The 24,411-nt window shown below is 67.5% G+C and carries 28 protein-coding genes, 1 tRNA gene and 2 pseudogenes; 7 read left to right on the top strand and 24 right to left on the bottom strand.

Annotation, left to right across the window (positions count from 1 at the left end):
• The first annotated feature begins 96 nt into the window (after positions 1-96).
• Together ACTMTU_RS08220 and ACTMTU_RS08215 are read left to right on the top strand one after the other, a co-directional pair.
• Positions 97-1,239: a histidine kinase gene (locus ACTMTU_RS08220; RefSeq protein ID WP_441262819.1), complete on the top strand. Its 1,143-nt coding sequence runs from the start codon at positions 97-99 to the stop codon at positions 1,237-1,239.
• On the top strand, positions 1,230-1,874 hold the full coding sequence (locus ACTMTU_RS08215) for a response regulator transcription factor (protein ID WP_441262818.1): 645 nt from the start codon (positions 1,230-1,232) through the stop codon (positions 1,872-1,874). Before ACTMTU_RS08220 ends, ACTMTU_RS08215 begins: the two co-directional genes overlap by 10 nt.
• A 152-nt stretch (positions 1,875-2,026) precedes the next feature.
• On the opposite strand, the gene ACTMTU_RS08210 is transcribed toward ACTMTU_RS08215, so the two are convergent.
• The 4 genes from ACTMTU_RS08210 to ACTMTU_RS08195 form a co-directional block, all read right to left on the bottom strand.
• A complete protein-coding gene (locus ACTMTU_RS08210; RefSeq protein WP_100106980.1) occupies positions 2,027-2,245 on the bottom strand; it encodes an FmdB family zinc ribbon protein in 219 nt (72 codons plus the stop codon).
• Positions 2,246-2,255: 10 nt separating this feature from the next.
• Positions 2,256-2,921, bottom strand: coding sequence for a DUF4383 domain-containing protein (locus ACTMTU_RS08205; protein ID WP_441262817.1), 666 nt, complete (start codon positions 2,919-2,921; stop codon positions 2,256-2,258).
• Positions 2,922-3,293: 372 nt separating this feature from the next.
• A complete protein-coding gene (locus ACTMTU_RS08200) occupies positions 3,294-4,694 on the bottom strand; it encodes a hypothetical protein (RefSeq protein WP_441262816.1) in 1,401 nt (466 codons plus the stop codon).
• An 83-nt stretch (positions 4,695-4,777) separates the two neighbouring features.
• A complete protein-coding gene (locus ACTMTU_RS08195) occupies positions 4,778-5,566 on the bottom strand; it encodes a DUF4097 family beta strand repeat-containing protein (RefSeq protein WP_441262815.1) in 789 nt (262 codons plus the stop codon).
• A gap of 237 nt (positions 5,567-5,803) precedes the next feature.
• Here ACTMTU_RS08195 and ACTMTU_RS08190 point away from each other — a divergent pair.
• A tRNA-Val gene (locus ACTMTU_RS08190) sits at positions 5,804-5,878 on the top strand.
• Positions 5,879-6,012: 134 nt separating this feature from the next.
• Here ACTMTU_RS08190 and ACTMTU_RS08185 read toward each other — a convergent pair.
• The 11 genes from ACTMTU_RS08185 to ACTMTU_RS08135 all read right to left on the bottom strand — a co-directional run bounded on the left by ACTMTU_RS08185 (position 6,013) and on the right by ACTMTU_RS08135 (position 13,128).
• On the bottom strand, positions 6,013-7,131 hold the full coding sequence (locus ACTMTU_RS08185) for a tyrosine-type recombinase/integrase (protein ID WP_441262814.1): 1,119 nt from the start codon (positions 7,129-7,131) through the stop codon (positions 6,013-6,015).
• Entirely contained in the window at positions 7,131-7,340 is a 210-nt protein-coding gene (locus ACTMTU_RS08180) for a helix-turn-helix domain-containing protein (protein ID WP_441262813.1), read from the bottom strand. The genes ACTMTU_RS08185 and ACTMTU_RS08180 overlap by 1 nt, the downstream gene beginning before the upstream one ends.
• Positions 7,337-8,698 (bottom strand): replication initiator protein RepSA, encoded by a 1,362-nt coding sequence (gene repSA, locus ACTMTU_RS08175; protein ID WP_441262812.1) that lies wholly within the window; start codon positions 8,696-8,698, stop codon positions 7,337-7,339. The genes ACTMTU_RS08180 and repSA overlap by 4 nt, the downstream gene beginning before the upstream one ends.
• A complete protein-coding gene (locus ACTMTU_RS08170; RefSeq protein WP_441262811.1) occupies positions 8,695-8,889 on the bottom strand; it encodes a hypothetical protein in 195 nt (64 codons plus the stop codon). The genes repSA and ACTMTU_RS08170 overlap by 4 nt, the downstream gene beginning before the upstream one ends.
• Before the next feature lie 91 nt (positions 8,890-8,980).
• Positions 8,981-9,304 (bottom strand): SpdD-like protein, encoded by a 324-nt coding sequence (locus tag ACTMTU_RS08165; RefSeq protein WP_441262810.1) that lies wholly within the window; start codon positions 9,302-9,304, stop codon positions 8,981-8,983.
• Positions 9,305-9,321: 17 nt separating this feature from the next.
• Positions 9,322-9,516, bottom strand: a complete 195-nt coding sequence (locus ACTMTU_RS08160; protein WP_356621020.1) for a hypothetical protein — start codon at positions 9,514-9,516, stop codon at positions 9,322-9,324.
• 14 nt (positions 9,517-9,530) lie between these two features.
• Positions 9,531-9,722: a mobile element transfer protein gene (locus tag ACTMTU_RS08155; protein ID WP_441262809.1), complete on the bottom strand. Its 192-nt coding sequence runs from the start codon at positions 9,720-9,722 to the stop codon at positions 9,531-9,533.
• A gap of 18 nt (positions 9,723-9,740) precedes the next feature.
• Complete coding sequence (locus tag ACTMTU_RS08150; protein WP_441262808.1) at positions 9,741-10,406, bottom strand: DUF2637 domain-containing protein; 666 nt, start codon at positions 10,404-10,406, stop codon at positions 9,741-9,743.
• Positions 10,407-10,493: 87 nt separating this feature from the next.
• Positions 10,494-11,852 (bottom strand): FtsK/SpoIIIE domain-containing protein, encoded by a 1,359-nt coding sequence (locus ACTMTU_RS08145; protein ID WP_441262807.1) that lies wholly within the window; start codon positions 11,850-11,852, stop codon positions 10,494-10,496.
• Positions 11,853-11,854: 2 nt separating this feature from the next.
• Complete coding sequence (locus ACTMTU_RS08140) at positions 11,855-12,211, bottom strand: SCO3933 family regulatory protein (protein ID WP_364596558.1); 357 nt, start codon at positions 12,209-12,211, stop codon at positions 11,855-11,857.
• A gap of 137 nt (positions 12,212-12,348) precedes the next feature.
• Positions 12,349-13,128 (bottom strand): GntR family transcriptional regulator, encoded by a 780-nt coding sequence (locus ACTMTU_RS08135; protein WP_441263158.1) that lies wholly within the window; start codon positions 13,126-13,128, stop codon positions 12,349-12,351.
• Between the two features lie 18 nt (positions 13,129-13,146).
• On the opposite strand from ACTMTU_RS08135, the gene ACTMTU_RS08130 reads away from it, so the two are divergent.
• Positions 13,147-13,614: an NUDIX hydrolase gene (locus ACTMTU_RS08130; protein WP_441262806.1), complete on the top strand. Its 468-nt coding sequence runs from the start codon at positions 13,147-13,149 to the stop codon at positions 13,612-13,614.
• 10 nt (positions 13,615-13,624) lie between these two features.
• On the opposite strand, the gene ACTMTU_RS08125 is transcribed toward ACTMTU_RS08130, so the two are convergent.
• The 7 genes and pseudogenes from ACTMTU_RS08125 to ACTMTU_RS08095 form a co-directional block, all read right to left on the bottom strand.
• The gene (locus ACTMTU_RS08125) at positions 13,625-14,467 is read right to left on the bottom strand and encodes a nuclease-related domain-containing protein (protein ID WP_441262805.1); all 843 of its coding nucleotides are present in this window, start codon (positions 14,465-14,467) and stop codon (positions 13,625-13,627) included.
• A gap of 446 nt (positions 14,468-14,913) precedes the next feature.
• Complete coding sequence (locus ACTMTU_RS08120) at positions 14,914-16,089, bottom strand: hypothetical protein (RefSeq protein ID WP_441262804.1); 1,176 nt, start codon at positions 16,087-16,089, stop codon at positions 14,914-14,916.
• On the bottom strand, positions 16,086-18,722 hold the full coding sequence (locus ACTMTU_RS08115) for an ATP-binding protein (RefSeq protein ID WP_441262803.1): 2,637 nt from the start codon (positions 18,720-18,722) through the stop codon (positions 16,086-16,088). The genes ACTMTU_RS08120 and ACTMTU_RS08115 overlap by 4 nt, the downstream gene beginning before the upstream one ends.
• 593 nt (positions 18,723-19,315) lie before the next feature.
• Positions 19,316-19,465, bottom strand: a pseudogene (locus ACTMTU_RS08110) (site-specific integrase); the annotation flags it as partial.
• Complete coding sequence (locus ACTMTU_RS08105; protein WP_189882858.1) at positions 19,465-19,653, bottom strand: helix-turn-helix domain-containing protein; 189 nt, start codon at positions 19,651-19,653, stop codon at positions 19,465-19,467. The pseudogene ACTMTU_RS08110 and the gene ACTMTU_RS08105, both read right to left, overlap by 1 nt.
• Positions 19,650-20,402, bottom strand: a pseudogene (locus ACTMTU_RS08100) (replication initiator); the annotation flags it as partial. The gene ACTMTU_RS08105 and the pseudogene ACTMTU_RS08100, both read right to left, overlap by 4 nt.
• Before the next feature lie 91 nt (positions 20,403-20,493).
• Positions 20,494-21,036, bottom strand: coding sequence for a DUF4262 domain-containing protein (locus ACTMTU_RS08095; protein ID WP_441262802.1), 543 nt, complete (start codon positions 21,034-21,036; stop codon positions 20,494-20,496).
• An 85-nt stretch (positions 21,037-21,121) separates the two neighbouring features.
• On the opposite strand from ACTMTU_RS08095, the gene ACTMTU_RS08090 reads away from it, so the two are divergent.
• Both ACTMTU_RS08090 and ACTMTU_RS08085 read left to right on the top strand, forming a co-directional pair.
• On the top strand, positions 21,122-21,370 hold the full coding sequence (locus ACTMTU_RS08090) for a hypothetical protein (RefSeq protein ID WP_441262801.1): 249 nt from the start codon (positions 21,122-21,124) through the stop codon (positions 21,368-21,370).
• Positions 21,371-21,645: 275 nt separating this feature from the next.
• Complete coding sequence (locus ACTMTU_RS08085) at positions 21,646-22,083, top strand: CPCC family cysteine-rich protein (RefSeq protein WP_441262800.1); 438 nt, start codon at positions 21,646-21,648, stop codon at positions 22,081-22,083.
• 593 nt (positions 22,084-22,676) lie between these two features.
• Here ACTMTU_RS08085 and ACTMTU_RS08080 read toward each other — a convergent pair.
• Complete coding sequence (locus tag ACTMTU_RS08080; protein ID WP_441262799.1) at positions 22,677-23,012, bottom strand: hypothetical protein; 336 nt, start codon at positions 23,010-23,012, stop codon at positions 22,677-22,679.
• Positions 23,013-23,553: 541 nt separating this feature from the next.
• A complete protein-coding gene (locus tag ACTMTU_RS08075) occupies positions 23,554-23,850 on the bottom strand; it encodes a hypothetical protein (RefSeq protein WP_441262798.1) in 297 nt (98 codons plus the stop codon).
• Between the two features lie 119 nt (positions 23,851-23,969).
• On the opposite strand from ACTMTU_RS08075, the gene ACTMTU_RS08070 reads away from it, so the two are divergent.
• The gene (locus ACTMTU_RS08070) at positions 23,970-24,176 is read left to right on the top strand and encodes an Imm32 family immunity protein (protein WP_441262797.1); all 207 of its coding nucleotides are present in this window, start codon (positions 23,970-23,972) and stop codon (positions 24,174-24,176) included.
• Positions 24,177-24,411 lie beyond the last annotated feature (235 nt).

The following is a 24,411-nucleotide window of genomic DNA, read 5'->3' as shown; positions in this document are numbered from 1 at the left end:
GCAGGCGAAGCTGAAGAGACGCTGAAGGCGACCGCACACCTTCCTGCGGTTTTCCGCAGTGTGCCCGGCCCGCCCCACCGGTTAGCGTGACGGATCATGAAGGCACTGGCGATGCAGGGCACCCGGTACGCGGTGGGACTTCTCCTCGGCACGCTGACCGCCGTGGTGGAGCTGCTCTTCGCGTTGCTCGGCGGACTCGTCCTGCTGCTGGTACTCGCCTGGCCGCGCGGCCGGCGCGCCGTGCAGCGGCCGCTGGGGGACATCGCCGCCCGTCTCGCCCACCTCGAGCGGCGCAGGCTCGCCCGTTTCCTCGGTGCGCGCATCTCCTCCTCGTACGGCAGCGGACACGCCGCGCGGTACGTCGTCGCCCGCTGGCCGCTGGGGCTGCTCGGAGGGCTCGTGATCTTCTGCGTGCTGCTCGGCCTGCTCTACGCGGGATACGCCGCGCTCGGCTGGACCGTCGACGACATCGACTACCCATGGGCGGTCGCTGGGACCGGTCTGGTCGGACTGTTCCTCGTCTTCCTCGCCGCCCAGAGCGTCTTCGGACTCGCCCTGCTCGAAGGCCATCTGGCCCGCCGGCTCCTCGGCCCGAGCCACCACGACGAACTGGAACGGCGCATCGCCCAACTCGCCACCACCCGCGCCGGGATGATGGACGCCGTCGACGGCGAACGCCGCCGTATCGAACGCGACCTCCACGACGGCGTCCAGCAGCGGCTCGTCGCCCTCGGCATGCTCCTCGGCCGTGCCCGCCGCAGCCGCGACCCCGACCGCGCCGCCCAACTCCTCCTCCAGGCCCACGAGGAGAGCCGCCGCGCCCTCGCCGAACTGCGCGACGTCGCGTGGCGCATCTACCCGACCGTGCTGGACGAGGCCGGGCTGCGCGCCGCCCTGGAGACCGTCGCGGAACGCACCCCGCTGCCCGTGCACCTCACGTACGAGGTCCCGGAGCCGCCCGGATCCCGGCAGGTCGAGACCGTCGCGTACTTCGTCGTCTGCGAATCCGTCACCAACGTCGTGAAACACGCGGGCGCCACCCGCATCGCCGTCACCCTGCGCCGCGACGGCCCGAAGCTCGCGCTGCGCGTCGAGGACGACGGGGTGGGCGGCGCGGACCTCGCCGGCGGCGGACTGACCGGCCTGGCGAGCCGGGTCGCCGCACTCGACGGCCGCTTCCGGGTCGACAGCCCGGCCGGCGGCCCCACCACCGTCACCGCGGAGCTGCCGTGCGTCTGATCCTTGCCGAGGACTCCACCCTGCTGCGGGAGGGACTGGTGCGGCTGCTCGCGGAGGAGGGCCACGAGGTGCTGGCCGCCGTCGGCGACGCCACCGCGCTGCTGGCGGCCGTGGAGGCGTCACCGCCGGACGTCGTGATCGCCGACGTACGCATGCCGCCCACGCACACCGACGAAGGGCTGCGCGCCGCCCTCGAGATCCGGCGGAGCAGACCGCAGGTCGGGGTGCTGGTGCTGTCCCAGTACGTCGAGAAGCGGTACGCGACCGAGCTCCTCACCGCCGACGACGGGGGAGTGGGCTATCTGCTGAAGGACCGCGTCGTCCAGGTCGACGAGTTCCTCGACGCGCTGGACAGGGTCGGCCGGGGACAGGCGGCGTTCGACCCCGAGGTCGTACGGCAGCTCCTGGCGCGCAGCACCCGCAGCGACCCCCTGTCACGGCTGACCGCACGGGAACGGGACGTCCTGGCCGAGATGGCGGAGGGCCACACCAACGCCGCCATCGCCGGCCGCCTCCACGTCTCGCAGAGCGCGGTCGAGAAACACATCAACGCGATCTTCGAGAAGCTGGAACTGACGGGAACGACCGGCTACTCGCGGCGGGTACTGGCGGTACTGCGCTACCTCGGGTCTTGAGGCGCCGCCCGCCACTGGGTCGTGGCCCGCATGGGGCGTGACGCAGGGGCGGGCGTGAGTGCGCGCTGCCGTCGCCTCGTCGCCTTGCAGTCGCTGGGCGGGTCGGGTCGGGTCGGGTCGGGGCGCGTCGGGGCGGCGGCGCTCGGCCCCGGTCAGCCGCAGCAGCCGCCTCCGCAACAGCCGCCGCCGCCACCTCCGCCGCTCGGTGCGGGTGCGGCGGACTTCGTGCCGCCGACGGCGACCGCGGAGAGCAGCTTCACGGTGTCGTCGTGGCCCTCGGGGCAGTTCGCGGGGGCGGAGGACTCGGCCATGGGGCGGTTCACTTCGAACGTGTCGCCGCAGGTCCGGCAGCGGAATTCATAACGAGGCATGCCCGTAAGGCTAGCGGCGTGCGAGCGGCCTACGGGAGAACAGGCGGCGACCGATCGTCGGGCGGTCGCCCGGGGCGGTACCGGCGGCGGGCGGCCGGGGCGCCAAGGGCTGCATGGCCGCGAGCTCCGCCCGGCGGCGGCTCGCGCGCTGCTCACGCTCGGCCTGGTCCGGGTGGCGGGCCCGCCAGTACGGATTGTCGTGCGGCAACCTCCCGCTGACCCGCCCGTACATGCCGAAGAACATCAGCAGGATGCCGACCACGAAGCTGAACAGCACGTTCTGGATGCGGAACGCGAGGGGGTTGAAACTCCGGTCGAGCAGGGCGAGGTTCACGAAGCCGCTGAGGATGAACAGAATGCCGAGGACCATGTTCACCGTCGAGGCGAAGTTGCCGCCGATCACCATGCTGACGAAGAGCAGCAGCCCGACGGCGATCGACAGGACGCTCAGCGCGCCGTTGGTGTTCAGGCCGGCGACGGTGTCGCCGCGGGTGTCGAAGAAGCCGATCCGGTCGATGAGCCCGAGGATCCCGAACGCGACCAGGACCAGGCCCATCAGCCCCGCCCCCACCCGGTAGAAGCGGCTGAGGTGATGATCGACAGGCAGATGCTCGTCCAGTGCGATGCGGCGCCTGCCCCGGCCCACGCTCCTCGAGCGCAGTACGTGTGCGGCCATCCCGGCCTCCATTCGTACGTACCCGGACACCGACTCCACCAGGATCCGCTGCGGGACGAAGGGGGACAAGCTGTGCGGATCGGCGGGCGGCGGGCGGGCAACGCCGCGCGGGGCTTGCCGTGCGGGGGCGGCTTGCGGGCGGTTGCGGTGCCGGCGTTGCCGCGCCGGGGCGGGTATTGGCGGGGCAGGCGCGCGGCGGCGGGGGCAGGCGTGCGGTGGCGGGGCGGGTGGACGCCGGGTAGGGCGCCGGCAGCGCTGACCATCGCCACTGTGCCCGCGTCCGCCGCCCGCCTCCCGTCCCGCCGCTCGTCTCCCGCTCCCGGCGGCCTGTCTCCTGGCCCCGACCCCTCCCGCGGCCGTGACCGTGGCCGGTCACGCGGCTCCGGCGCCGCGCTCCTCCCGGATCTGGTCGACCACGCGTGCCACGGTGCGCCGTACCGCTTCCGTCTCGGTCAGGAAGTGCCAGTAGTCGGGGTGTCTGCCCTCGAGCCCGGCGACGGCGCGCTCCAGCCGGGCGACGGAATCGTCCAAGGGGCGTGCGTGGCGCGGGTCGGGGGTGCTGCGGCCCGTCATCGCGAGGCGCTGGGCGTCACGGATCGCGAACCGGGTCCGCTCGATCTCCTCCTGCGGGTCCTTGGCCACGGCGTTGAGACGCCGGAGCCGGTCACCGGCGGCCGAAACGGCCTCGTCCGTCGAATTCAGCAGCGCCCGTACGGTGCCGAGCAGGGCCGTGGCATCCGGCCAGCGCTGCTCCTCGCGCGCCTTGCCGGCCTCCCTCAGTTTCTCCTCGGCCTGGCGGACGGCGGCGGCCGCCTGCTCGGGCACCGGCTGGAGGTCCTGCCAGCAGGCCGCGGTGAACCGGCGGCGCAGCTCACTGAGCACGGGCTCGACCTGGGCGGAGCGGGTGGTGAGCGCCTGGGCGCGGGTGCGCAGCGACACCAGGCGCTTGTCGATCTCGGCCGCGCGCTCGGGGAGCCGCTCCGCCTCCGTACGTACGGCCTCGGCGTCGCGCAGCACACGGTCGGCGCGCTGCAGTGTCTCGGGGACGCCGTGCCGCCCGGCGCCTTCGTTGAGCTTCGTCAGTTCAGGGGCCAGGCGGGCGAGGCGCGCCGCGAGATCATCCGCCCTCAATCCGGAGCCGCGTACCGCATCGAGAGCATTGCTCGCAGAAAGGAGCGCCTGTCGCGCCCGCTCGACTGCGGGAGCCAGCCGGGCAAGCTGCGTCTCCGCCTTGTCGAGCAACGGTCCGAGGCCCTGCTCGAACCGGTCGAGATCCCCCTTGACCCGTACCAGCTCGTCCCTGGCCCGGGTCAGCTGCGTACGCGCCTGCGCGGCCACGGACACTTCCAGGTCGTCCCGGTCCAGATCGTGCGCGTCCACGGCCGTGATGTACGCGTGGCTCACCTCGTCGATGCGCCGCCCGAGCGCGGCGAACCCCTCCACGGCGCGGCGCGCCTCGGGCGAGCTGTCCACCGCCGTGATCGTCTCGATGGAGATCCGCAGATCCCGTTGCGCCGTGTCCAGCTCGTAGAACGCCGCTGCCGCGGCGTCCTTGGCGGCCTGCGCGTCCGCGCGCTGGCTCTCTCCCCGGCCGCCGAACCAGCGGCGGGTCCCCCCGCTCCCCGCGAAGGCGACGGGCAGCACGGCCGCGACGGCGGCGAGCAGCGGAAGCGGGACGAGTACCAGCGCCAGAACGCCCCGGACCTCACCCCGCACACCCCTGACGGCGGTCGCTCGTGCCTTGTCGTGCGGCCGTGCGTCTCTCGCCGTCACATCCCTCTCCCGTGCTGTGTCCGCCCTGCCCGGTCCCGGTCCGCTTAATTCTCCCACCAGGTAAGGACGAACACACGGGCCTGTCAGTTCGCGCTGCGCACCACGACTTCGCCGTTGTCGCTGCGGGCCTTGACGATGTGAGTGCTGTTGTCGTCGGTCGGCACGGCCACGTCGACGTCCCCGTTGTCGCTCTTGGCGTCCACCGCGTACGGCGCGCCGGCGCCGGGCAGCCTGATCTCGACCCGCCCGTTGTCGCTGTGGGTCTCCACCCGGTCGGGCACCGCGGCCATCTCGAGCCGCACGGACCCGTTGTCGGACCGGGCCACAACACTCTTCCCGGTCACCCGCTCCGCGACGACGCTGCCGTTCTCGCTGTCCAGCTCGAGGGCCCCACTGGAGTCGGTGACCTTCACGCTCCCGTTGTCCGAGCGGAGCTTCAACGCCGTGTCGAACCCGCTCGCCGTCACGCTCCCGTTGTCGTCGTCCACGGTCACGGCGGTGCCGCGCGGCACCTTCACGGTGTGGCGGGCCACGCAGTCGCTGGCGATGGCGTCGCACTTCACCTTGAGAGTGAGTGTCCCGTCCGCCATCTTCCAGGTGGCGTCCGGCCCGTTCCCGAGGAACACCCACCCGTCGACCTGCCGGGTCACCTCCACCTCTTCGACGTCGGCCGGTACGAGCTCGATGTCGGTGTTGTCGGAAGCGATGGTCAGCGCCGTCCCGGTGAGCGCGAACGACTTCTTCTCGACGGGCGCCTCACTGGCGTCGGCGCTCCCGCACCCGGAGAGCGCGACCGCGAGCAGCGCGACCGCGGAGGCGACGATGCCGCCCCGGACAACGCGGCGATGATGACGACGGAGTCCGCTTGTCATGGCGATCTTTCCCCCAGGTAGCTGTGCGGTTAGCTGCGCGGATAGCTCTGCGTGATGTTCCTTCACCCTACGAGCGCGCCGGGGCCGCGATCGATCCGGCCGCCCACCGTCTCCCTGGTGGGGCTATCCCCCGTACGCCCGCCGGCGGCGTGGGGGCGAGCCGACCTGGGGCGATCGGGGCCCGACGGCGGTTTGGAGCTGCGGGGGATGCGCCATGTAGGCTGTGGCCTCATCCACGGGTGCGTAGCTCAGGGGTAGAGCGCTGCTCTTACAAAGCAGATGTCGGCGGTTCGAAACCGTCCGCGCCCACCAGCAGGTAGCACGACGAAGGCCCAGGTCACCGGTAGCGAACCGGGAGCCTGGGCCTTGTTCGTTCCTTGGCCGCGAGGGCGGGGGAGTGGCGTCGTGCCAGTTCCGTGCCAGATGGAGGCCACATCGAGGCCACATCATCCGTCCCGATCTTGAAACTTCCTGATCTGCTCGTCGACGTGCGCGGCGATGGCATGGTCACGGCCGTTCACCAGGTGCTGATAGATCAGCGCGGCCCGCACCGAGGAGTGCCCCATCCGCTGCATCAGCTCACGCGTTGTGGCACCGCCGGTCGCGGCGAGGGTGTTCCCGGTGTGGCGCAGATCGTGGAAGTGCACGTCTCCGAGGCCGGTCGTCTCCAGGGCTCGCAGCCACAGGCGGCGGAAGTTGTTCCGGCGGAGCTGCCCACCCCGTGCCCCGGTGAACACCAGCCCGGTGCGGCCCGGCTCGGCGTACGCGTCGAGATGAGCGGCCAGGTCCGCCGTCAGCGAGGCGGGGAAGGCGACGGTGCGCACACCGGCCGCGCTCTTGGGCGTCTTCAGCAGGATGCCGTCCGTGCGGGTCTCCGCCAGCGCACGCCGCACGGCTACGGTTCGCCGCTCCAGGTCGACGTCATGACGCTGGAGCGCGGCCAGCTCCCCGAAGCGAAGTCCGGTGAAGGCCGCCAGGAGGATGAACACCCGGAAGCGGGACGGCACGGCGTCGGCGAGCTGAAAGACCTCGGAGACCTCGAGGAACGGCCGTTCCGCAGTCTTGGCCGCGCCCGCGCCCTTGATCCGGCAGGGGTTGCGCTGGATCACCTCGTCGTCAACCGCGGTGTTCATGATGGCTCGGAGAATCTGATACGCCTTGGCGACCGTCGGCTCCCCGACACCGGACTCCAGGAGGCCGGCACGCCAGCGGCGGATCTGGGGCGTCGTGATCTCGCTCAGGACCACGTCCGCGAAGGTCGGCAGGATGTGGAGGCGCAGCGCACTGCCGTTGCGTTCGCGGGTGGTCGCCGCGTAGTCGCGCTCCTTGAACCAGGCGTCGGCGTACGCCCCGAAGAGAACCTTGTCGTCCGGGTTCTTCCACCGGCCGTCGAGGATCTCCGCTTCCTTGCGGACGAGCCACCGGTCAGCATCGGTCTGCGACGGGAACGTCTCGGGCGCCGATCGCAGCAGTCCGTCCGGTCCCTGATAGCGAGCCTGGAACCTCCCCGACGGCAGCTTGCGCACCGCACCGAAGCGGCGCCGCTTGCCCTTGGTGTTCGCCATCAGGCCACCGCCCCGAGCCGGGAGCGAGTGATGATCGGCTGGACCGTGTTGTTTGAGATGAACTCGACCAACGCGCTCTCAGGGATGCGGACATGCCGTCCCACCTTGACGAAGACGATGCGGCGTTCTGCGATGAGCCGACGAGGAAACCGCTCACTCGTACCCAGGACTTCGGCAGCTTGGGCCACGGTCATAAGACGGTCGTTCACAGCTTGCTCCCTTCCAGGGCTTCGCGGGCGGTTTCGCGGTTGAGTTGGATGTCGCGGGCGATGGTGGCGGCGAGGGCGGATTCGCCGGGGGTGTGGCCGTGTCCGGCGTACTCCCAGGAGGCGAGGACGAGGACGGTGTCCGGGTCGCCGAGGGCGTCGTGGTCCTGGGTGGCGCGGTAGTCGGCGCGGATCTGGCGCAGCGCGCCGAGGGTGGTGGAGTAGCGGCGGGATTTGGTGGAGAAGTGGCCGCGGAAGCCGAGCATGTGCGCCCAGGCGCCCAGCTTCCGATCCGGGTAGAGCGGGGCCAGGTCGAGGCATGCCTCGATGAGACGGCGCGGATGGTCGGGCACGTCCAGGAGGTCGAGCACTTCCCGGTTCCCGATACGTCGGTCGAGGCTGCCGGTCGACTCGGCCGCTTTGGTGGCGTACTTGGCGACGTAGGAGGCGACGGCCTGCTCGGTGATGTCGGAACCGTCGCCGAACGCCTTCACGGGTCGGATGTCGAGCTGGCGGCCCCAGCGGAAAGGCCGGCACGGTTGGTCCCCAGCGGCCGGGACGGTGATCGAGGTGTACGAGTGGGCGACGGCGGCCCGGATCGAGTCCTCGAGCAGCTGCACGCTCGCCCACGACGGGGGCGGCGAGTTGGGGCCGTCCGGTCCGTCGAGGCGGATCACGGCATGGAAGTGGATCGCGCCCCGCTTCTGGAACTCCGCGACCTTGCCGTAAGAGAGGCGCAGCACGTCCTTGAGTTCGCGTTGGGTGAGTCCGGCGCGGGCGGCGATCTCACGGCGGAGCCGGGTGGTGAAGCGCTGCCACAGCTGCCCGGCGTGGTTGTTGAACAGGACCGTGCCCGCGTAGTCGTAGGTGGCCGGGTCGAGGGCGGTGCCCAGGGCGGGGTCGTCCTCGAGGTGGCGGGTGCCGCAGCGGCAGACGCCACGGTCGGGCCGGTTGTGCACGCGTCCGAACGAGGGGGCGGTGAGGGTGGCGAAGACGCGCGGGTGGTCGCGGACCGTGACGGGGATGTCCTTGGACTCGTCTCCGGCCAGGCCCGCGCGGATCAGGTGGTAGGTGTCTCCGGCGTAGGTGTAAGCGCAGGTGGGGCAACGGGAGGCACGGCGGTTGCCGCAGGCAACGCGGAGCCGTCCGTCCGGCTCGGTGTCGGTGGAGTAGCGGCGCAGCGTCTCGCCGGTCGTGCGGTCCTTGGCGAGGGTCCAGCCGGTCAGGTGGATGGGGTCGGAGCAGCCGCCGGTGCGGTGCACCTGGTCTTTCCAGCGGTCGAAGCCGGGGGACCCGGCCACCCGGAGGACATCGTCCAGGGTGGCCGCGTCCAGGCCCGCCGCAGTGGCGGTGTTCGTCACGCGGCCACCCCGATGCGGGCGGGGATCGGCCGGCGGGCGGGGCGGGTGCCGGTGCCGTGGCAGGCCGGGCAGTGGACGGTGATGGTGCGCAGGTTGCCGTGCCGGTCGCGGCCGCCGAGGGTGACGCGGACGGTGGGGAAGCCGTCGCAGTTCGAGCAGACCCGAGCGGGCGTGGTGGTGGGCTGGGCCATGATGGGTGTCCCTTCTTGTCCTTTGCGATGGGTTGGGGCACGGCTCCCGGGGCGGGCAAGACTTGGCGGTTGAGACCGCCCCGGGGGCCGGTCAGCGGCGCTTGTGCTCGGAGGTGATCAGCGAGCGAACGACGAGCGCGCACACGGCGACCGAAGCCGCGGTGACGGCGACCGCCAGGAGCATCGAGACCAGCACCGCGCCGACGACCAGGACGACGGCGGTGCCGCCACCGATGAGGGCGAGCACGGTGCCGGGCGTGAGCTGGACCGTGGGCCGGGCCGGTGCCGCCGGCGCGACGGCAGCGGGGGCCGGGGCCTGGGCTGGGGTGTGCTGGATGATCGCGGTCGGCTCGACGGCGGTCGGGGTGACGATGCCGGTCGGGGTCGGCATGGTCGGGATCTTCGGGCGGAGCATGGCGGTTCTCCGTTCGGTCACTTGGTGGTGTTGTTCACGGCGTCGACGCCGGTGCGGGTGCCGGACTCGATGGCGGGGGCCAGGAAGGTGTCGGCGAGGAGGAAGCCGCCGAGGAGGAGCACCACGATCAGCCAGGTCGGCGGGCGGAAGAGTCGGATACCGAAGTAGCCGAAGACGGCGATGACGAGGATGAGCGGGAGTTCGACGTTCATCGGACGGTCTCCTGTCAGGCGATGCGGCAGCGGTGAGTGCGGGCGGCGAGCTGGGCCGCGGAGGAGCTGGAGTAGTCGGCGGACCAGCCGCAGCGGTCGGCGGTGCAGACGGCGGCGTGCTTGGTGCGCCCGTGCCGGTCGCGGTGGGTGCCGACCTGGATCGGTCCGATCCGCATCACGGAGTGGAAGTGGTCTCGGGCGGGCATCGCGGTTGTCCCTTCTGGTCAGGCGAGCTGGGCCGCGATGGCTTCGGCCATCGGGGCCGGGACGCCGAGGCGGGCGCGCAGGGTGTCGGTGTCGATCCGTGTGCCAGTGGCGGCGCGGTGCGCGTCAGCGACCTTGCGGGCGTGGTCGACTAGCGCGGCCGGGACTGGCGGAGCCGGGCCGGGCTCCGGCTCGGGCGCTGCGGGCAGGGCCGGAGCAGGCTCCGGCTCGGCGACGGAAACCGGCTCAGGTGCGGACTCCGGCTCGGCCGGCACCACCTCGACCGGCTCCGGGTCCGTGTCCGGTTCGGCGTCGAGGTCGGTCGCGGCGGGTGAGTGGGCGAGGAGGGTGCCGCCGAGGAAGGCGAGGGCGGGCCATCCGGCGATGCCGAAGCGCAGCCAGGCGGGCGGGTCGGCGAGGTCGAGGAATCCGGCGGTGGCGACGTTCGCGCCGAGGGATGCGACCAGGGCGATGAGGAACCAGCACCAGGCCAGCCGGGACGGGCCGTCGTTGCGCAGTCGACGCCAGGCGGCGACCAGGAGCAGGTCGACGGAGACCGGGTAGGCCCACGCCTTCCAGCCGGTTTGTCCGGCAGCGGCGGCGAGGTCGTGCAGGTGGGCGAAGGACAGGGCCCCGGCGATCACGGCTTGCACCAGGACGGCGTCGACGCGGAGCGAGCGGGTCATGTCTTCACCTCCTTATGCAGTGCGTTTGGGCATGGCGGGGTAGGGAGCTGGCGCGAGGCGGTCGCGCCGACCGGGGTGCGGGGTGTGTCAGGCGGAGGCGGGTGCCTCGGTCGGGGCCGGGATCTTGACGGGCGGGACCGTGGGCGGCAGTTCGGGCCGGAAGGCGGCGAGGCTGGGCAGCTCGGGGGTGCGGTGGGCGTGCCGGTTGCAGGCGTTGACGGCCTGGCGCATCGAGGTGTTTGGGGTGCGGATGCGGGCCCAGCCGCCGGACGAGTCGCCGGTGACGGCGAGGCCGGGGGTGTCGGTCGGGATGGAGATGGCGGCCAGGACGGCGTCGGGGGCGATGTCGCCGAAGGCCATGTTGGCGCTGGTTTCGTCGTTGACTCGGTGGGCGGTGCGGGCGGTGAGCTGGGCGCGGAGCATGGTGATGCCCTTGCCGAGTTCGGAGCCGAAGCGCTGCCCGCAGATCTCGAGGTAGATGCCGGCGGCGCGGCCGAGCTGGGCCAGGCGGACGAGGGCGGTGATGATGCGGTCCCGACGCGGTTCGTCCGCCTTGGTCGGGGACAGGGCGAGTTCTGCCACCTCGTCCACGAGGACCACGATCGGGACAGGCCGCAGATGGGCCGGGAGGTCCCAGATGTCGGCGGCGATCTCCGCGTCGGGGATGTCGGAGGTGATGCGCTGGTCGGCGCGAACCAGTTGGTAGACGCCCTCCATGTGCGTGACGAGCGCGTCGAGGAGGTCGGCGGCGGTGTCGGGGTTGTCGGCCAGCGCGGAGAACCGGCGGGCCAGCGGGAACAGCTCCACCCCCTGTTTGCAGTCGACGCCGACCAAGGCCACGTCCTGTGCGGCGAGTTCGGCGACCAGATGGCGCTGGTAGACGGACTTGCCGGAGCCCACGGCCCCGATCGTCAGTGCGTGTGGTGAGGTCCGGTAGTCGCGGTAGTGCACGGCACCGTCCTCCCGCAGCGCGACCGGGACCCGCATCGGCATGCGGTCGAGCTTGGCGGGCATCTGCACCCGGGCTAGGACGTCGTAGCCGGTCATCCGCAGCTCGACCACACCGGAGCGGATCTCGCGCGAGGTGACGCCTTGCATGGTGAACGAGTGCCGCAGCCGGTCCGTGGAGGCGGCGAAGTCGAAGGCGTCTTGACCGGGCCGAAGCCCGAGCCTCAGCACCAGCCCGGTACGGGTCGGGCGCAGGCTCAGGATGCGCGGCGGCCGGGGGTTCGGGACCGGCCGGCGGGCGATTCGAGCCCAGGCCAGCCGCCACCGGGACGGCGGGACAGTGAGCCCGCAGGCGTCCATGACCGAGGCGTACCGGACCAGGACCCGCAGGGCCGCGAGGCCGATGCCGAAGGCGAGCCAGTACCAGGCGGGGCGGCGCCACTTGAGCAGCAGCGCCAGCCCGACGACGGCCAGCAGGCCGATCGCTGTCCCGGTCACGATCACGCCGCCTTCGGCTTGCTGGCGTCGGCCGCCAGGGAGGTGACGGCGATCGCGCGGAAGCTGATGCCGTGCCGCTTCTGGCCGTTGAATTCGTTCTCCCACGGGCGGGCCACGACGCCGGTGAGACCGACCGGGGTGCCGGTGGTGAGTTCGCCGGTGAACCCGGTCTCCGGAACGGTCAGGCTCAGGATCTCGGCGTTGCCGTTCATCACGAACATGACGTCGATCGTCATCAGCGGTGCACCGGTGTCCCGGTCGGTGGCGACCTCTCCGGTCTGACGGTTGGCGATCTTCGGCTGCGGGGGCTGGGCCACCATCACGACAGCGCCGGTGGTGTCGACGGGGATCTGACGCACAACGATCACTCCTCTAGAAGTGCTGGACTCCGTCACTCATGTACATGAGTGCCATGAAGAAGAGTGCACGACTCCTATACATGAGTCAACCCGCCAGAGGAAGAAGTCCCGGCGGGTTGAGGGAAGTTGAGTGAGCGTCAGTCCGATGCGGGGATGCGGTACTCGAAAACGAACTGGTCAGCCGCCATGAGCGTGTCGCAGACCTCGACCACGCGGCCCTGTTCAGTGACCGCGTTCCGGAGCAGGTGAACGACCGGCGCCCCAGGGCTCAGGGCCAGTTCGGATGCTTCAGCCTTGGCGGCCGGGCGCGCTGTCAGCGTCTCGACGAACTCGGCGAAGGTGTGGCCGTCATCCTCCAGGCGGGCGTAGATGCCGCCGGGGCCGGGGTTCTCGGAGAACAGCTGGGGGATGTCCTTCACCACATCCCACGGCAGGTACGACGTGGCGGTCTCGACCGGGACGCCGTTGCGGAAGTAGAGGCGTCGCCGGGCGAGGACCTGAGTGCCGGCGCGAACGTCGAGCCGTTCGGCGATCTCCTCGGGAGCTTCCATCGGGCCGATGAAGAGGACGCTGACCTTGGCCGTGGCGCCGGACTGGGCCGACTCGGCGAGGTAGGCGGCCTTGCCGCCGCGGCGGTGCGAGGCGCGGAACCGGTCCGAGGAACGCAGCCGCACCGGCGGCCGGTCCTTCACGATCGAGCCCTTGCCATGGCGGGTGTCCACCAGGCCACTGGCCCTGACCTCCACCATGGCTTTGCGGATGGTGCCGCCGGAAACGCCGTAGCGCTCCACCAGCTCGGATTCGCTGGGCACCAGGTCACCAGGCTTGAGGACGCCTGCCCGGATCTGCTGAATGATCTCGTCGGCGATCTGAACGTACCGAGGTACGGACCTGCCACCTCCTACGGGAGTTCCCACAGTCCTTCTCACTCTCCTATGCTCCTGTACATGAGTAACAGCGCCAGCGAGACCCAGTCAACGCCACTGCACTCCGTGTCCGTGGCGGGAGCAGTGGTGCGCGAGGACGGGCGACTCCTGGCTATCCGTCGAGCAGACAACGGAACCTGGGAGCTGCCGGGCGGGGTCCTCGAACTCACCGAGGCCCCCGAGGAGGGCGTAGCCCGCGAGGTCTGGGAAGAGACTGGCATCCGGGTCGAGGTCGTCGAGCTGACCGGGGTCTACAAGAACACCACGCGTGGCATCGTGGCCCTGGTGTTCCGTTGCAAGCCCGCTGGCGGGGTAGAGCGAACCTCAGTCGAATCGACGGCGGTTGATTGGCTCACCCCGGAAGAGGTCGCCGAGCGCATGTCCGAGGTCTACGCGGTTCGCCTGCTGGATGCGTTGGACGGTAGCGGCCCGCATGTGCGCAGTCACGACGGCAAGCGTCTCCTGAGGGCCGGCTAAGGCGATCGGATCAGGCGTCGAGCCAGGCACGGCGATCCCGGGCGACACCGTACACATGCTGCACCTGCGATTGATCAAGAACGCCGGACAGGGGCCCGAGAGCGGAGACCTCACGCTCGCGGTAGACACGGACGGCCAACTGCGTAGCTACAACGTTCAGCTCCGAGACGCCGACGAAGACCAGGACCGGCTGTACCGGGACCGCAAAGCCTGAGTACGTTTCGAGCACTCGTTGAACTCGCTTCGCCTCAGCTCGACTCTTGATCGCGTACGGCTGCGGCTTGCCCCGGTTGACCCTGATCATGTCGTCCCCGACCCAGATGGCCTTGCCCTGATGGTTTTTGGTGTTGATGCTGAACACCCCGCCAGGGCCGATGAGTAGGTGATCAACGTCGACGTCACGAGGTAGCGGGACAGCGTGAAGGACGTGCCAGCCCTGCCGCGTGAGACGGTTCAGCTCGGAACCCACTCTCTTCTCACCGGCCAGCCCAGTTCGCCATGACTGCATTGGGCTTGGCCGGCGCATTAGCCAAGCCAAGGTCCGCTCTGCCAGCGTTGGGCCGGACTTGTTCAGCCGGTCTCGAAGTGCGGTGCCAGGCGCGTTGGACGCTAAGTCGAACTCAGGGGACAGCGGCGGCAGCTGCGGTGCCGCGGGCAAACCAGGCTTGGTCGTTGACGGCCCATGCATGTGCGGCGCGAGCGCATCCAGAGCAGCTTGTCGATACTTCGGTTCCACAATGGTGACCTCACCGGACCGGCGGTCGAGCCACGCGACAGCGGTGCCGTCAGCCAGATTCGCGTAGAGCCGATCATGCCCGAACCGCTTCCACGACGTGATGCGCAGCTCTTCCACTGAACCCCCAGCGCTCGTAACGACGTTGTCGCTATCGCAGCAGCGGGACCCATGGAGCCACAAGAGCGCCCATGCGGTAAGAGTTTCTCTACTTCATCAAGGCGGCTCGCTCCGCTCGCCGCGCGCGGCCCCGGCTCCAGCGCCGGGCCCCGACGCTCCTGTCTCCGCCCCGCTCCGGGCCCCGGCTCCGCCGGCCGCGCGGCTGAAGCGAGCACACCTGATGCTGTGGACGGTAGCCCGCTGTGGCTGGGGCCGGTCGGCTCCACGGCTTTAGACAGCCACCATGGGGCGAGCCTCGAAGATCATGGCCCCAACGTCGTGCTTTAACGGGCAGGTCCACAGACTGCCCGACTCGCCGGAAGCTTACGGGGCCATGATCTCTCGCCCCATGGCAGCTCCCGCCCAAAGCCGCTCCACCGACCTCAGCGACGGCCACCGCTTCCTGGTCACTTACGTTCAAAAGTCAGAATCACCTCTTCCTTCATCCTCTTACCCAGCGCACCATCTGCGTTCCGGGGAGGCGGGAGATAGCGCCGACTGGCCGGAAGCTCCCGTGAGACTCGGGACCGATCAAGAAGACCATTCCGCCGCCCCAACCTCAAGAGAATCTCCTCTATCGAGATTTCGACCCCATTCATCCGTGCGTCAGCCATTACGAAGGAAACAGGGCCTCCCGGCTTTACGACCCTCGCGATCTCCGCCATAACTTCATCCATGTCTCGCACATAGCGACCGATGACGCGCTGGCTGCGCTCCGGCAGTGATCCCGTAAAAGATGACTTCGCAACAACTTCAAGATCCGACTCGACGATCAACCCCGCCTCCGAACCAATGTTGCCCGAGCGGAGCGATCGCAGATATGAAATTGAATAACCCATCCATACAAGACTCATTCTATGGCCACGGAGATAGTCAATGGCGATCAGATAGGGAGGGCTAGTCATCACTGCATCAACACTCGCTCGCCCGAAGGGAAGTTTTCGAGCGTCAGCGCGGAGAATATTGAGTGAAGCTAGCGAAGCAACGCCTGCCTCCACCTCACGATAAGTGAGTACGCGGCTAGCCACTGACTTCGCTGAGGATGTGTATTTTGCCAACGGATCAAAGGAGGCGACTTCACGAACCCTGTGCGGACGGGAATGCGAAACATCCCTCGCCTTGGAAGCGCCGGCATCTTTGGCGATGATCAAGCGAGAAAACGCACACCACAACGGAGGGAGGAGGTAAGTCGGCGCTTCAGCAATCGCCAGGGCCAGCGCAGAGAGTCGCGATCGCGCCTGAGGGTCAAACCAAAAATCAATGAACTTAGACGTCTCGGTATCCACCTCCACATCTACGCCTAGCAAATCATCCGCTCTCTTCACAACTGTCGCTGCCGCTTCGAGATATTCGTCTAGCGCGTAGTCCGCGGCCAGAGTATTGGCAATTACAAGAGCAAGCGGATCCGTATCGCACCCGAAGGCTTGGTGGCCCGATCGAGCGGCGGCCAGCGGAAATGTACCCGACCCCATCATAGGATCAAGGACGACGGCATCAGGGGCGAGACTCAGCACCTTAGCCGCCGCCAGCTCAGGAGCCATACGAGCGGGGAACGGGTGAACGGCAGCACGGGCAGTAATCATTGATCCTCTTCTACGCGCTGCCTGGGTACAGGCACGGCAACCTTGTACGTATCAGCGAGCCTATTGGGATACTCGCCAAAGGTCTGACGGAGCTCCCCAAGTAGCCCCTGCGGTGAAGCATTAAGAGCAACCAGTTGGCCATCGAAGTACATCGTTGCCGGCGCAAGCGCAGCTAGACCTCTTACAATAGCCGCTACTTCATCGTGATCGAGGTCAAGCCCCCGCCGCTCGTAGACCGCAGTAACAATCGTGTCCACCGTGACCGGTGTCCGACGCTCGGAGTACTGCACTAGGAGCTCGATGACCTCAGCGACGGGCGGTGCTGCCGGCGGTTCCTGTGCTTCGATTCCGTCAACGAAGGCACGCGCTCCAGCAGGTGTATGGATGGAGAAGAGCTCCAAGAGCTTCAACGGCGACAGCCTGCGCAATGGAAAGAGCTCCACAAGTCGAGCTAAATCCTCCACCGTGATCGGCGTAATTCCATCATTGCGGCAGATGTCACCGATGAGGGCCTTATCGTCGCCATCTCCCTGGAATCCAGGAGCAACGAGCAAGGTAAACTTAGGCGCCACGTCGAGTTTGAACTGCTCGGCCGCGCGCTCGCGGTGAACGCGGAGAACCGAAGTCCGCGCGGTGCCGGCTTGGATGCGCGGCGTCTTTGCTGTCTTCTTCTCTGGATCCAGCATTCGACGCGCCTCAGATCCGCTCGATTTCGCGTCGTAGGTGAGCGCGTAACTTTCGCTTCCACCCGCACCACGCCGACCAAGCCTCACAGTTGCAATACCGTCTGGCGTGCCCTTACCGCCGACGCGTTGCACGGCATACCCCATAACGGCAAGAGCGTCTGCGACTGCGTCCTCGAGCGCCTTCTCATCATTGCTCGAATCACGCAAGCTCTTGGCGATCACGGGAGCTGATCGCGGGTGGTAGCTAACCAAGTCGCGCAAGAATGCATCACGCCGCTTCATGATGCGATTGACGGTTACTGCATCGATATTCTCGTCGAGCATATACGCCTGGGTGAGCAGCTCTGTGAGCCCGAGCAGTTGCAGTGCCTCTTGCGTTCCATCACGATCAATGTAATTGCTGATGAATGGGTGTGACTGATTCAGGATGGCCGCACGGCGTTGGGGATCATAGGAGATGAGCCGCGAATCTTCACTCGCAGGCTCCACGAGCACCTGCTCAAGGATCTCGTCCCCGCCTTGCACGAGTGTATCCGGAATGATGGACACATCGGGCTTGATTCCCAAAGACTCCCGTACTGCCTCATCTCCCTGGGATGCTCTCCGGAGCATCCTTCGAAGCGGCCCTTGCGTAAGCCCAGGGGGCGGGTTCGAGATTCGCCCCTGCTGGGTAAGCAGAGGCATATTGTCCTTTTCGTCAATTTGAGTCAAAGCGGAACGAGCCTTATTGAAGACTGCGAGCATATATTCTTTCAGTTCGCGCACCTCAGGGGAATCCATTAGGCTTTCGCGCGGGCTCGCTACCAGGCCATCCAACTCGTCTGCATTGATCACCATATTGAAACGAGAGAGCGTGCCATGATGCAGATCAGGGCCCACGTTAAACTGTGCATCGTCGAGGTTGATGAGCCGATTACGCACTCTGACAAAGAATCCGTGGCTGCGCCCCAGCTTCCCACTGTTTCCTCGTTGTAGGGAGTCCTCAAAAAGCTGGGCCTGCCCCCAGATTGCTCCAGCCAGCGGAAGTCGATAGGCAGGGGTCTCCTCGCCGTCAACTTTGACCTTTGTGGCGGACCCTACCCTTGCTCCAGGAGGCAACACATCTTCGGATCGCCCAATAGTGAAGCGCCACAGCTCGTCACCTTGAGCCTTGGATGCTTCAACGGCATCACCGTTGTAGAAAAGGTTGAATGACGGGTTCAGGGGAATTGCGCTAGAAAGCACCCATCGCAGCCGACCCTGCTGAATTCCCTGCGCCGGCTTCTTCAATCGAGTCATTACGGCAGCTGTCCAGTGCTTTGGCCCCTCCCCGTTGTCCACGAAGAGGAAATCCATCACAGACTTCATCCGTACGCCATAATCGCGAAGATTCGAAAGCAGTGCCTCACGAGCCTCTTCACGCGTGAGTTCAGCAACCTCCAAGTTCAAGGTGTGAGGGTCGCTCATGTCACCCTGAACCATTTGATAATCCATAGTGACTGCCCGATATACACCATCCTTCAAAGCGATGTATGTGAGTTCTTCGGCAAGCACATAGGTAGCAAGTTTCCCGATTCCAAACTTACCAATGGGGTAGCGGCGGCCGCGCGACTCGTCCTCCCGTTTACGCGATTTTCCAATTCGCCAGAGATCTTGCAACCCTTGAACATCCATGGACTCGCCGTCATCAACAACTAAGATGGAAGCCTGAGGAGATGCAAGATCGCCTGGCATGTATACCCAGACATGCTCCGCACCGGCGTCATACGAGTTTGAGACAAGCTCTTCGAATGTCTTGTTGGGAGAGCTGTAGAGCCCCTCAGAGAATCTTTCAATGATGGCGAGCGAAATTCGTACAGGCACCAGGTCTGTCGTGCCTTGCGCCGCCACAACGAAGCGGGCGGGACTAATAGTGACGCTCTCCTCGCCGAACGCCAACTGCTGCGACTCATCGCTTGCAGAACCCACTATCGCCCCTCCTTCTGCTCAGGCTGGCAACGGCCCGAGCCGCCTGTACGACAGTCAGTGATTGTCCACGCTTCACCCCTTGCAGTCTACGAGGCGCGGTCCGCTAGAGGTCCCGCAAGCAGGTTGCTGCCCAGGTAAGTTGACGGCTCGAAGGCTCAGCCTCTGCGGGCTGCGGGGCCAAGGTTCCCTGTGCCTTGTCGCCCAGCGTGATGCGCGAGTGGTGCCCATCACTGCTTAGGCGGAAGGGGCCGTGCCAGATCCGTGCCAGATGGAGTGGTCAACCACGGTCACTCGAAGCAGCGTGCGGCGCAAACACCCTCGACCAGGTCTGATGCCGTCGCGCGCAGGGTGACCTGCGAGGACGCGTTCGAGTGCGGTGCGAGGCTTACAAAGCAGATGTCGGCGGTTCGAAACCGTCCGCGCCCACCAGCACAAAGGCCCCCAGCCGATCATGGCTGGGGGCCTTTGACATCCACATCTGACATCAACGGGGGCGGTCACTCACGGCCGGGCCGCCTCTTGAGCATCCGGTCCATGTGGCTGACAGCCTCGCGCTGCGTGTCCTGGACGACGTGCGTGTAGACGTTCATCGTGTCGCACTCGGCCCAGGTCTTGCCATAGGCGAACTTGCGGGCGCGGGTGCCGTCCGGCTGGAGGACGTAGACGGCAGCCTGATAGCGGCCGTCCTTGCGCTTGGTGATGGTGCCCGCGCCGTTGGGGTTGCGCTTGCGCTGGGAGGCCATCACGCAGCCTCCTCGATCTCGCGGGTGATGAAGTCCCGTACGGCGTCGGCCGGTACGCGCCGTGCTCGTCCGATGGTGATGGAGGTCAAGCGGCGCGATCGGATGAGGTCGTAGACCGTGGAGCGTCCTAGCTTGAGCCGTGCCATGACCTCGGGCACGGTCAGCAGTTCGGCGGTGGCGGTGGTCATGCTGCGGCTCCTTCCAGGGCGAGTTGGTCTTGCAGTGCTTCGCGGGCGGTTTCGCGGTTGAGTTGGATGTCGCGGGCGATCGAGGCGGCGAGGGCGGACTCACCGGGGGTGTGGCCGTGTCCGGCGTACTCCCAGGAGGCGAGGACGAGGACGGTGTCCGGGTCGCCGAGGGCGTCGTGGTCCTGGGTGGCGCGGTAGTCGGCGCGGATCTGGCGCAGCGCGCCGAGGGTGGTGGAGTAGCGGCGGGATTTGGTGGAGAAGTGGCCGCGGAAGCCGAGCATGTGCGACCAGGCGGCGAGCTTGCGGTCGGGGTAGAGCGGGGCGAGGTCGAGGCAGGCTTCGATGAGGCGGCGGGGGTGGTCGGGCACGTCCAGGAGGTCGAGGACTTCCCGGTTCCCGATCCGGCGGTCAAGGCTGCCGGTCGACTCGGCCGCCTTGGTGGCGTACTTGGCCACGTAGGACGCGACGGCCTGTTCGGTGATGTCAGAGCCGTCGTCGAAGGCTTTGACCGGTCGGATGTCGAGCTGGGTGCCCCAGCGGAAAGGCCGGCAGGGCTGGTCCCCGGCGGCCGGGACGGTGATCGAGGTGTACGAGTGGGCGACGGCAGCCCGGATGGAGTCGTCGAGCAGCTGCACGCTGGCCCAGGACGGCGGGGCCGTGTCGGGGCCGTCCGGTCCGTCGAGGCGGATCACGGCATGGAAGTGGATGGCGCCGCGCTTCTGGAACTCGGCGACCTTGCCGTACGAGACAAGGTCCACAGACTGCCCGACTCGCCGGAAGCTTACGGGGCCATGATCTCTCGCCCCATGGCAGCTCCCGCCCAAAGCCGCTACACCGACCTCAGCTGGTCTCCGCCCACGGGCCGGTGGTCTCGTCTTTGGGCACCCAGAGCAGTGGTTGGCTCACACGGCAGTGCTCGTTCACTCCCTCGTCCCAGGGGAACCGCCCGGCCTTGTCCGGCCAGAACAGCTGAGTGATCGGCAGTGGCGGGGTCTGGTAGAAGTCGATGCCCGCGCCGAAGAAGGCGTGGTACCAGCTGGGATGCACGGGCCGGACCACCACGTCGTGGCCATTGAGGACGTCCCCCCGGCGCTGGTCGGGCTCGAGTGGGTTCCCGTCCCGGATCGCTGCCCCAGCGGCGTTCGCCACGTTCATCGCGGTCTGCGAGGGCAGGCCGAACACGCTGACCTCTGGACTGCGCAGTGTGTGCCAGAGGCCGATTGAGTAGCCCCAGTCGCCAGGGGCGTCACCGCCGGCCACACCCATGACGTGCCAACCGTAGTCCGCGACGTTCTTCGCGATGTGACGATCGCGTTCCTCCGACACGGGGCCGCCCCATTCGGTCGGGGCACAGAGCAGGCAGAAGCAAGGGGACTCGTCCATCCGAGGAGACTAAAGCGTTGCGGCACACAGGGCCGTCGCCTGCCTGTCCGGGGCCGCCTTGCTCACCCGGCGGTACAGTCCGGCCATGGACCCGACGAGTGCCGATCGCCCGCAGCGGCCCCGCACGTTCACCACCGTCCTGCGCCATATCGTCCGACGCCCCTTGCTGATCGCCCGGCTTGTTGCTCTTGGCGTTCTCGCGGGCGTAGCTCAGTCCAAGGTCCCGCAGCCGTGGTCAAGCCTGATCTATATCTCGATCATGGCCGTGGTAGTGATCTCAATCACTCGCAGCCTCGATCGAGCGGAGGAAGCCGAGGGCCCCACCGAGAGCTAGTCACGTGCCCCCTGCGTGCCCGACCAGAGGGGAACGAGGGGGGAGTCACGGGGAGTAAGGGCGAGTCGGCGACGTCCCCGCAGGTCACCGACGCCGCAGGTCAGCACCGATCCGCATACGGCGTCTTCCAAGTAAGTGCATCAGGACCCGACGCCGGCACTGAGCTACGCCGTGCGGACTCCACCGACCTTGGTCATGCTTCTGCTCTGGCATAGCGGCGATGGCTGAGGAGCCGCCCTACTATCAGCACGTGCCGGAGACTTGGATAGGCCTTGATGCTGCAGGGCGGCGTCGTAACTGGTGGTGGACAGCAGCCCTCGATCAGTGATTCACAGGCTCATGGCTCTGCTGACTGGGCAGCTCGTACCTATTGGCTCGCGATCGGCGGCGACGCCAGGCAGGATGCCGTGATGGTCACTCCGTTCGTCAACATCCAAGGGGAGGCCGAGGACGGTCCGCACCCTTGTCCCTGCTGTGGCTTCCTGACGCTCGGCGAGCGCAGTAACTTCGAGATCTGTCCGGTGTGCTTCTGGGAGGACGACGGGCAGGACGACCACGATGCTGGCCGAGTTCGAGGCGGCCCCAACGGCTGGCTGAGCCTTACGGAAGCACGAAAGAACTTCCACGCTATGGGTGCATGCGACGAGCGATGTACCCAGTTCGTACGCGCCCCACTTCCGAACGAACACCCACGATCTGACATCACCAGCTGACATCAACGTCGCCAGACGACAACGGATCCCAGCGACTGGAGCTGGACCATGGACCACCACGCGGGCACGCGTCCGAGCCAGCCGCACGGATGAGGGATCGAACTTACAAAGCAGATGTCGGCGGTTCGAAACCGTCCGCGCCCACCAGTGCGAAGGCCCCCAGCCGATCATGGCTGGGGGCCTTTGACGTCCGCTGGGCCGGATGACGCGGAGGCCGGCGGTCTCGGCGATGCGGGTGAACGAGCGGTACAGGTCCGCGGCTCGACGGGCCGACCGGGTGCGTGTCGTGAAGACGTAGCCCGTCTCCTCCGCTGGCGGGGAGTGGACTGCAGAACGGCCCTTGACCGAAATACACGGTCAGGGGCCGTTTCACCTGGCGGTGGGTGTGGGATTTGAACCCACGGTGACTCGCGCCACGACGGTTTTCAAGACCTCTGCCTGACGGTCGGCTATCGGCCGCCCACGGTGTCTGCATCGCCTGAGCACCGATAGGCCAACGCTGCGACTCAGCGTGTAAGCGTCTGATGCGGGACCAGTCCGTTGCCAGGAGGCCATAGACGACCTCATCGCGGCAATGGGATCGTTGGCGCTGTTCATCGATCGCAGGGAATCTCAGCCAACCATTCCGGGGTGTAGCACTCAGCGAACGACCACTTCTGGTCCGAGTTGTGGTCGTCCGTGCTGTCGGTGTACACCTCAAGCCTGCCTTGCGGCGTCAAGCGGTAGTATTCGCGAATCGGGTCACCCTCCACGGTGGGATGGGTCACTTTCAGTTCTGCGTTCTCGCCGCTCTTGAGGGCTCGCCGGAGACAGACGATTTCCCGTACCGCCTGCTTCTGCATCTCCTCACCCTGATCCAGGCGCACCTCGCCGCAACTTGAAAACTCGGTTCTGGAATCCCAGCGTTCCTTGACCGGATCATTCAGCATGCCGCATCCTGCAGCCAGCAAGGACGTGGCCGCTACCGCGACGAGCCGCGCACGAACCGAAACAGCCGCCACACAGCGACGACGGGCCCTGCTCTCGCGTATCACGCAGCACCCCCCTTCCTGGCCGTTGGACGTGGCTCCGAAGATACGGTTCCGTGCGCGCGCGTGCCAGATCCGTGCCGGATCGAGCGGTCAACCACGGCTAATCGGGATGTATGGCGGCGCAGGGGCCGTTGGCAGACCCGGCTCCCCGTATGGCAGTTGAACCGCAAGGACTGTCCCGCGAGCGGCGCCGGGCTTGCAAAGCAGATGTCGGCGGTTCGAAACGTCCGCGCCCACCAGCAGGAAGCACGACGAAGGCCCAGGCCACCGGCCCCGAACCGGGACCCTGGGCCTTGTTCGTTTCTAGGCCGCGGAGGCGGGGGAGGGCGTTTCGCTGATCTACCACCAGGCTCCGGGCCCCGGCTGCGTAGGCCGCGCGGCTGGAGCGCACACCTGGGCAGCCACGGCGGTCCAACGGCGAGGATTCATCTGGTTCGCATCAGCTCACCGATGCGCCCGGCGCCAACGACAAGCCAGAGGCCGCGAGGAAGGCTTCAAGGCTGATGCCCCCGCGGCCGGTGCCGTCGTCCCACACGGTCAGAAGCTCTGAGAGGCCCTCATTCCAGGAGCCCTGTGTGTCGAGGTCAAGGTCGGGATGACGCTCGACGCAGCCTTCACCGTGCCGGTACCGGAGGTACAAGTACTGGCCCTCCGATGTCCAGGCATCCCACTGCGACGGGTAGGCGGAACACGTCTGCACAACCCGCACCAGCACCGGACCCTCAACTTCATTCATCTGGTGATGGTCGCGTGCCAACGGAACTCGGGCAATCGAAACCGGTGCTCCCGACGAGGGCCGGCCACGCTTCACGCCGGCATCGAGAATCCGCCGACCTCGCTGTGTAGCGTGCCGCCATGGATGAACCTCGGATCAAGGTGTACGGATCAGCTACCGAAATCACCATCGGGGCCAACGCGGCCGGGCTGCGGGATCTGGCTGAGCGACTGAACGGTCTGGCTGAATCCGAGCTCAGGGACGGGTATCACGAGCATCTTGAGGGTGGCATCAACCTCGAGGACGGCTCGATCAGTCTGATCCTGGAACGGGACGACAAGCTGTAGCACCAGCGGGTAGAGCCGTGCTCAGCACCGGTGGCGCGGCGCGGTGTCGTCGGCCGGGAACGGGGCGCCGTGGCGGGCCACGATCAGATCCGCGGCGGGAAGTACCCGGAGTCTGGACGCCGGCAGCGTCTCGCGACCGGGCACCGGGTCGTCCGGCGTGACGACTACGATCGGTTCATGACGTCACATCAGGCGGATGCCGCGTAGACCCCCACGCGGGGTGAGGGCCACCGTG

The organism is Streptomyces sp. OZ13, from assembly GCF_052068155.1.
GTDB lineage: Bacteria > Actinomycetota > Actinomycetes > Streptomycetales > Streptomycetaceae > Streptomyces.
This window is presented reverse-complemented; position numbering and strand designations above follow the sequence as displayed.

Excerpts from the sequence above, each read along its gene's own strand:
- ACTMTU_RS08220 (WP_441262819.1), top strand. The coding sequence starts at position 97 with ATGAAGGCACTGGCGATGCAGGGCACCCGGTACGCGGTGGGACTTCTC.
- ACTMTU_RS08210 (WP_100106980.1), bottom strand. The coding sequence starts at position 2,245 with ATGCCTCGTTATGAATTCCGCTGCCGGACCTGCGGCGACACGTTCGAA.
- ACTMTU_RS08205 (WP_441262817.1), bottom strand. The coding sequence starts at position 2,921 with ATGGCCGCACACGTACTGCGCTCGAGGAGCGTGGGCCGGGGCAGGCGC.
- ACTMTU_RS08195 (WP_441262815.1), bottom strand. The coding sequence starts at position 5,566 with ATGACAAGCGGACTCCGTCGTCATCATCGCCGCGTTGTCCGGGGCGGC.
- ACTMTU_RS08185 (WP_441262814.1), bottom strand. The coding sequence starts at position 7,131 with ATGGCGAACACCAAGGGCAAGCGGCGCCGCTTCGGTGCGGTGCGCAAG.
- ACTMTU_RS08170 (WP_441262811.1), bottom strand. The coding sequence starts at position 8,889 with ATGGCCCAGCCCACCACCACGCCCGCTCGGGTCTGCTCGAACTGCGAC.
- ACTMTU_RS08165 (WP_441262810.1), bottom strand. The coding sequence starts at position 9,304 with ATGCTCCGCCCGAAGATCCCGACCATGCCGACCCCGACCGGCATCGTC.
- ACTMTU_RS08160 (WP_356621020.1), bottom strand. The coding sequence starts at position 9,516 with ATGAACGTCGAACTCCCGCTCATCCTCGTCATCGCCGTCTTCGGCTAC.
- ACTMTU_RS08155 (WP_441262809.1), bottom strand. The coding sequence starts at position 9,722 with ATGCCCGCCCGAGACCACTTCCACTCCGTGATGCGGATCGGACCGATC.
- ACTMTU_RS08150 (WP_441262808.1), bottom strand. The coding sequence starts at position 10,406 with ATGACCCGCTCGCTCCGCGTCGACGCCGTCCTGGTGCAAGCCGTGATC.
- ACTMTU_RS08130 (WP_441262806.1), top strand. The coding sequence starts at position 13,147 with ATGCTCCTGTACATGAGTAACAGCGCCAGCGAGACCCAGTCAACGCCA.
- ACTMTU_RS08120 (WP_441262804.1), bottom strand. The coding sequence starts at position 16,089 with ATGATTACTGCCCGTGCTGCCGTTCACCCGTTCCCCGCTCGTATGGCT.
- ACTMTU_RS08105 (WP_189882858.1), bottom strand. The coding sequence starts at position 19,653 with ATGACCACCGCCACCGCCGAACTGCTGACCGTGCCCGAGGTCATGGCA.
- ACTMTU_RS08095 (WP_441262802.1), bottom strand. The coding sequence starts at position 21,036 with ATGGACGAGTCCCCTTGCTTCTGCCTGCTCTGTGCCCCGACCGAATGG.
- ACTMTU_RS08090 (WP_441262801.1), top strand. The coding sequence starts at position 21,122 with ATGGACCCGACGAGTGCCGATCGCCCGCAGCGGCCCCGCACGTTCACC.
- ACTMTU_RS08085 (WP_441262800.1), top strand. The coding sequence starts at position 21,646 with ATGCTGCAGGGCGGCGTCGTAACTGGTGGTGGACAGCAGCCCTCGATC.
- ACTMTU_RS08080 (WP_441262799.1), bottom strand. The coding sequence starts at position 23,012 with ATGCTGAATGATCCGGTCAAGGAACGCTGGGATTCCAGAACCGAGTTT.
- ACTMTU_RS08075 (WP_441262798.1), bottom strand. The coding sequence starts at position 23,850 with ATGAATGAAGTTGAGGGTCCGGTGCTGGTGCGGGTTGTGCAGACGTGT.
- ACTMTU_RS08070 (WP_441262797.1), top strand. The coding sequence starts at position 23,970 with ATGGATGAACCTCGGATCAAGGTGTACGGATCAGCTACCGAAATCACC.